The organism is Daejeonella sp. (assembly GCF_049655485.1).
Taxonomy (GTDB): domain Bacteria; phylum Bacteroidota; class Bacteroidia; order Sphingobacteriales; family Sphingobacteriaceae; genus Daejeonella.
This window is the reverse complement of record NZ_JBASJU010000307.1, coordinates 1-5,721: the sequence shown is the minus strand read 5'-3', so window position 1 is coordinate 5,721 and position 5,721 is coordinate 1. Positions and strand designations below refer to the sequence as shown.

At 44.2% G+C, this 5,721-nt stretch carries 6 protein-coding genes; 3 read left to right on the top strand and 3 right to left on the bottom strand.

The genetic code is table 11. The features are described 5' to 3' along the window. From WBJ10_RS12635 to WBJ10_RS12625, 3 genes are all read right to left on the bottom strand, one after another. On the bottom strand, positions 1 to 502 hold a 502-nt coding region (locus tag WBJ10_RS12635), incomplete at its 3' end, for an aldo/keto reductase (protein ID WP_424290834.1). A 46-nt stretch (positions 503 to 548) separates the two neighbouring features. After that, positions 549 to 1,532, bottom strand: coding sequence for an aldo/keto reductase (locus tag WBJ10_RS12630; protein ID WP_424290832.1), 984 nt, complete (start codon positions 1,530 to 1,532; stop codon positions 549 to 551). 10 nt (positions 1,533 to 1,542) lie between these two features. Then, positions 1,543 to 2,415, bottom strand: a complete 873-nt coding sequence (locus WBJ10_RS12625) for an aldo/keto reductase (protein WP_424290830.1) — start codon at positions 2,413 to 2,415, stop codon at positions 1,543 to 1,545. A 291-nt stretch (positions 2,416 to 2,706) separates the two neighbouring features. Between WBJ10_RS12625 and WBJ10_RS12620 the strand changes: the two genes are divergently transcribed. The 3 genes from WBJ10_RS12620 to WBJ10_RS12610 form a co-directional block, all read left to right on the top strand. Further along, the gene (locus WBJ10_RS12620) at positions 2,707 to 3,603 is read left to right on the top strand and encodes a helix-turn-helix domain-containing protein (protein WP_424290828.1); all 897 of its coding nucleotides are present in this window, start codon (positions 2,707 to 2,709) and stop codon (positions 3,601 to 3,603) included. A gap of 336 nt (positions 3,604 to 3,939) precedes the next feature. Continuing rightward, positions 3,940 to 5,172: a PQQ-dependent sugar dehydrogenase gene (locus WBJ10_RS12615; RefSeq protein WP_424290826.1), complete on the top strand. Its 1,233-nt coding sequence runs from the start codon at positions 3,940 to 3,942 to the stop codon at positions 5,170 to 5,172. A gap of 48 nt (positions 5,173 to 5,220) precedes the next feature. Next, the coding region (locus WBJ10_RS12610) for a molybdopterin cofactor-binding domain-containing protein (RefSeq protein ID WP_424290824.1) at positions 5,221 to 5,721 on the top strand (501 nt) is incomplete at its 3' end.

The following is a 5,721-nucleotide window of genomic DNA, read 5'->3' as shown; positions in this document are numbered from 1 at the left end:
GTCGCTTCAGCATGCCTTCGACAACATTCCTTACTTGCTCAGGGCGACTGTTAAGTCCTGGCAGCCTCTGTCCGGTTTGTTGATTAATGTTCCAGCCGAACTTGGAGCAGATCACTACTTTGTCGCGGAATGGTGCCACGCCCTCTCCAAGAATGCGTTCAACCTCATGTGGGCCATAGGCTTCAGCAGCGTCATAGAAGGTGACCCCACGGTCGAAAGCCGTCCGGATAATGTTGTGCATTTCGGGCCGGTAAGGAACTTCGGTGGTATACTTACGGCTCATATTTTGAACTCCTATACCAACGCTGGATACTTCTAAGTTGCCCAGCTTACGTCGACCCTTGACTTCATTAGACTGATTCGGTCCGCCATTGGAGCCGGCTGTACTTGCCGACAGTGTTTTGCATGAACTGGATAACATGGCAAGTCCAGCAACGGCCAGACCTGATTTAAGCAGATCCCTGCGGTTCAGGCCTGTCTTTTTATTTATTGTATTGCTCATAATAGATCGTAAAAATTGCTTCAATTTTATTTGAAGTGTGTTTATATCATCTGCTTACCATTTTCTGACTTTGTTCACCATAGCGACTGCCCTGTACTTCTATAATAGATATAGCAGACTCGATCTCAGTTAACTGGTTTTCAGACAGCTTGATACTGGCAGCACCCATATTCTCATCCAACCGAAGTATTTTAGTTGTACCCGGAATAGGAACGATCCAGGGCTTTTGAGCCAACAGCCAAGCAAGTGCAACTTGTGCGGGTGTAGCTTCCAGACTCGTAGCTATGCTGGCCAGAAGATCTACGAGTTCTAAGTTCGCTTTTCGATTCTCTTCAGAAAACCGTGGCACCGTGTTCCGGAAATCTGTTTTATCGAAAGACGTGGTTTCATCGATCTTTCCAGTAAGGAAGCCCTTTCCAAGTGGGCTGAAAGGCACAAAGCCAATACCCAGTTCCTCCAGGACGGGAAGTATCTCCTTTTCAGGTTCCCGCCACCAAAGCGAATATTCACTTTGCAAGGCTGCTATTGGCTGTTCAGCATGAGCTTTGCGAATGGATTCGACACCTGCTTCAGACAGTCCGAAGTGCTTTACTTTTCCTTCCGAAATTAAGTCTTTGACAGTCCCGGCAACATCTTCCATCGGCACATTCGGGTCAACACGATGCTGGTAGAAAAGATCGATATGATCAGTGCGCAGGCGTTTCAGCGAAGCCTCGGCAACTGCCCGGATCGTTTTGGGTCTGCTGTCTAATCCCAGATTTGTCTGCGCGTCCTTAAAGCCGAATTTTGTAGCTATAATCACATCTTTCCGGTAGGGCTCCAAGGCTTCGCCAAGTAGTTCTTCATTAGTATACGGGCCATATACTTCAGCTGTGTCGAAGAAAGTTATCCCAAGCTGAATAGCGCGATGAATTAACTCAATCGCTTCTTTTTTCGCAGTTGCCGGTCCGTAGCCAAAGCTGAGACCCATACAACCGAGCCCGAAAGCTGAAACTTCAAGCCCCGTTTTTCCTAATTTCCTTTTTTCCATGCTTTAAGATTTAAATATCAACTCTTGATGTACCGAGAAACCTGACCATTTCCGGGTTGCGATGATCAAAGAACAGCGAGGTCTTTTGGTCAAGACTTTGAATCACATTCATATCGTCATCAGTTAAATAGAAGTCGAAAATGTCAAAGTTCTCTTCTATACGTTCCTTGCGTACTGATTTTGGAATAGCGACAACTCCTCTTTGGGTGAGCCATCGCAAGACTACCTGTGCAACCGACTTATTGTATTTGTACCCGATAGAAATTAACACCTCATTGGTGAACAGATCGTTTTTACCTTCTGCGAATGGCCCCCATGATTCGATCTGCACACCATTATCCTGTAAGAATTGCTGCGCCTCAATTTGTTGGTTGAAAGGATGCGTTTCGATCTGGTTTACCGCTGGAACTATTTTATTATGCACTATCAGATCGATAACCCTGTCGGGTTGGAAATTGCTGATCCCGATAGCCTTGATCCTGCCCTCGCTATATAATTCCTCCATTGCCCTCCATGCACCATGTACGTCACCATACGGCTGATGGATAAGATATAAGTCGAGGTAATCCAGTTGCAGCCTTTGCAGGGAGTTTTCAAAAGCTTTCTTCGCACTTTCATAGCCAGCATCCTGTACCCAGAGTTTAGTGGTAATGAATAATTCTTCCCTTGGTATTCCACTCCTTCTGATAGCTTTACCAACTGCCTGTTCATTTTGATATACGGCCGCCGTATCGATTAAGCGATAGCCTGCCTGGATAGCATGCAGCACGCTGCGCTCACACTCATCCTGATCTGTTACCTGGAATACGCCAAAACCTAAAAGAGGCATTTCAACCCCATTATTTAACACTACTTTCTCGATGTTTAATACGTTATTTACCATCTTATACTTCCTTTAATTTCTGTCTGTAATTAATTAATACAAAGGTCCACGCATTCGTTTAATAATTATTATACACATTACGGATATGTCTACCAATATCACTGTGCTTCTATGCCATAACCGATATGTTTCGAAAGAGATCGATCAAGTATTAAGAACAAAGATCCGGCCCCGTGAATGCCGTTATAGTAGACAGATTACTGTTTCTGCTACCAATATTACTGTTATCAGAATCAGAGTAATTACCTCACCTTGATATTGATTAAGTTTGTGTCAATAATCAGAGATAATATGCAACAAGAGTTTAATTTTCAGACTATCAGCGAATACAATGCATTCAATAACCACGAAACATTTCATCCGCTCGTCAGTGTAATTGATTTTTCAAAAGCAAAAGAAAGAACCGGATCGAAGATGAACTTCGAACTTTACTGCATCTTTTTGAAGGATGTTAAATGCGGTGATCTGAAATACGGGCGTCAAAACTACGATTACCAGGAAGGGACTCTTGTTTTCATCTCACCCGGTCAAACTATCGATGTAGAAAATAAGGTTGATTACTACCAGCCTATGGGGCATGGTTTAATTTTTCATCCCGACCTTATCCGCGGGACTTCACTTGCAAAAAGCATCAGTGAGTATAATTTCTTCAGTTATAATACGAGCGAGGCTTTACACTTATCTGGTAAGGAACGTCAGCTTGTTCTGGATCTGTTCGCGAAGATTAATTCAGAGCTTCAGCAGTCGATAGACAAACACAGCAAGAAATTAATAGCATCTAACATCGAGTTGATGCTCAACTATTGCGACCGTTTCTATGATCGGCAGTTTATCACCCGGGACGACGTAAACAAAGGTATTCTGGAGAGATTTGAAGAATTATTAAATGGATTTTTTGTGTCGGAGAAGCCTTATTCTATCGGTTTGCCGTCTGTAGCTTACTGTGCGGACCAGATGCATTTATCCACTAACTACTTTGGTGACCTCATTAAAAAAGAAACTGGTAAATCCGCCCAGGAGTTCATCCAGAATAAGGTTATAGAAGTCGCTAAGAATAAGATATTCAAATCCGATAAAACTGTAAGTGAAATCGCATATGAGTTGGGCTTCAAATACCCTCAGCACTTCTCAAGATTCTTTAAGCAAAAAGTAGGTCAGACGCCCAATGAGTACAGATCTTTGAATTAGTGGATGCGTTGCTCAATAAAAAACCATACCTGTCATCCCGGCGAAAGCCAAATGTCATTAAGTTAAGCATTTAATAAGCGATTATTCTCAATCAATCCTGACTAAAGTCAGGATCTTCTCATTTCAAAAGCAATAAAACGTCATTCTGGCGGAAGCCAGGACCTCCAATTCTTTAACTTAATTCCATTGGGCGAAAGACTTGACCACCAGTAATTTTGGTAGCCGATACCGTAATATGTATACAAACTGACTGGAGCTTTAACCCTACATTTATAAAGAAGGAAAAATCCTGCACTCAAGTGTATGATTTTTGCCGTAACCCTTAACTGACTTTATATGAGATCCATGTTACTTGTCGCAGCTGCCGCCGGAATAATAGTTCTGTCAGGATGCTCGAAATCTAAGACGCAGCCAGAAGTCAAACCGGATCCTGTTCCAGGAGAAGCATCGGTAGAAACACTTGCACCTAATGCAACATACACATCAGCATTTGTCGGACAAACCCGGATAAAAGGTGTCAAGACAACTACCACAATAATCGCGAATGCAATAACTTCTTCATTGACCGCTCCCTGGGGTATAACAACTCTTCCCGACGGGCGATTGCTAATTACACAAAGGACGGGGGGTATGCGGATAGTAACGACCGCCGGTGTAGTCAGTAGTGTAATAACTGGAATCCCGGCCGTAAATTCATCAGGCCAGGGTGGTTTGTTGGGATTAACCATTGATCCCGCATTTGCCACCAACCGTATGATATACTGGGTGTTTTCCGAGGCAATCTCGGGAGGGACTGTAACATCGGTCGCAAAAGGCCGTTTGGCAAGCAATGAAACATCTCTAGAAAACGTAACTGTTATTTATCGCTCCAATACTCCCACTAACGGCAATGCACATTATGGTGGCCGGGTCGTTTTCGACCGCACAGGAAATCTCATTGTCAGCAGCGGCGAGCGGGCGGACAATTCATCGCGTGTACTGGCTCAATCGGTAACCAGCAGTCTCGGCAAGATCATTCGCATTACAACAAACGGACAACCGGCTCCCGGAAATCCGGTATTCAGTCAGTCAGGAGCATTGCCAGAGCTTTATTCTATGGGGCATCGCAATCCTCAGGGTTTAGCTATCCACCCGGTAACGGGCAATATCTGGCAAAGCGAGCATGGACCTCGAGGCGGAGATGAAGTTAATCAGCCGCAAGGTGGTAAAAATTATGGCTGGCCAACTATAACATATGGCCTGGAATACAGCGGACAACGTGTTCTGACAGGAATTCAGCAACAAAGCGGATTGGAACAGCCCATTTACTATTGGGATCCCGTGGTATCTCCAAGTGGCATGACGTTTTATAGTGGTAACCGGATTGCTGAATGGCAAAACAATCTTTTTATTGGTTCTCTAAGCGGAATGCATATTATTCGGCTTGTTATTGAAAATGATAGGGTGGTAGGCGAGGAAAGGCTTTTAGCTACCGAGGGCCAGCGATTCAGGGACATAACCCAAGGAACTGATAACGCTTTATATGCGATAACTGACGCGGGTAGATTATACCGGATAGACCGGAATTAATCGTTATTTTTAAGTTTTAATGTAGAGCAAGTTTTAAATAGCATTACTATGGATCAAAAAACTTCCCTTAGCAGGCGATCATTCCTCAAATCCTCAGTACTTGCCGGAGGCGGACTGATGATGAGCTTTACCTGGCTATCGGCTTTCAAGCCTGGAGAAATTATGGCTGACCCGAAACTCGCCGAAAGTTGGCATGAGATCACCGGCTACATAAAGATCACTCCGGACAACTTAATCAAGATAATAAACCCAAATCCGGAATTTGGACAGAACGTGATGACCTCCCTGCCGATGATCATTGCGGAAGAGCTTGATGCCGATTGGAAAAATATCATAGTAGAGATGGGGCCACACGATAGTGTTAAACTTGGCCCCCAATTCACCGGCGGAAGTAACTCAGTAAGGATGTATTGGAAACCTCTTCGCGAGGCAGGGTCCGCCGCACGCCATATGTTAAAGGAAGCGGCTGCAAAAGCATGGAGCGTACCGGTTGAAGAAGTAACTACAAAGTCTGGAATGCTTCTCCATGAAAAAAGTGGCAAGTCCGGA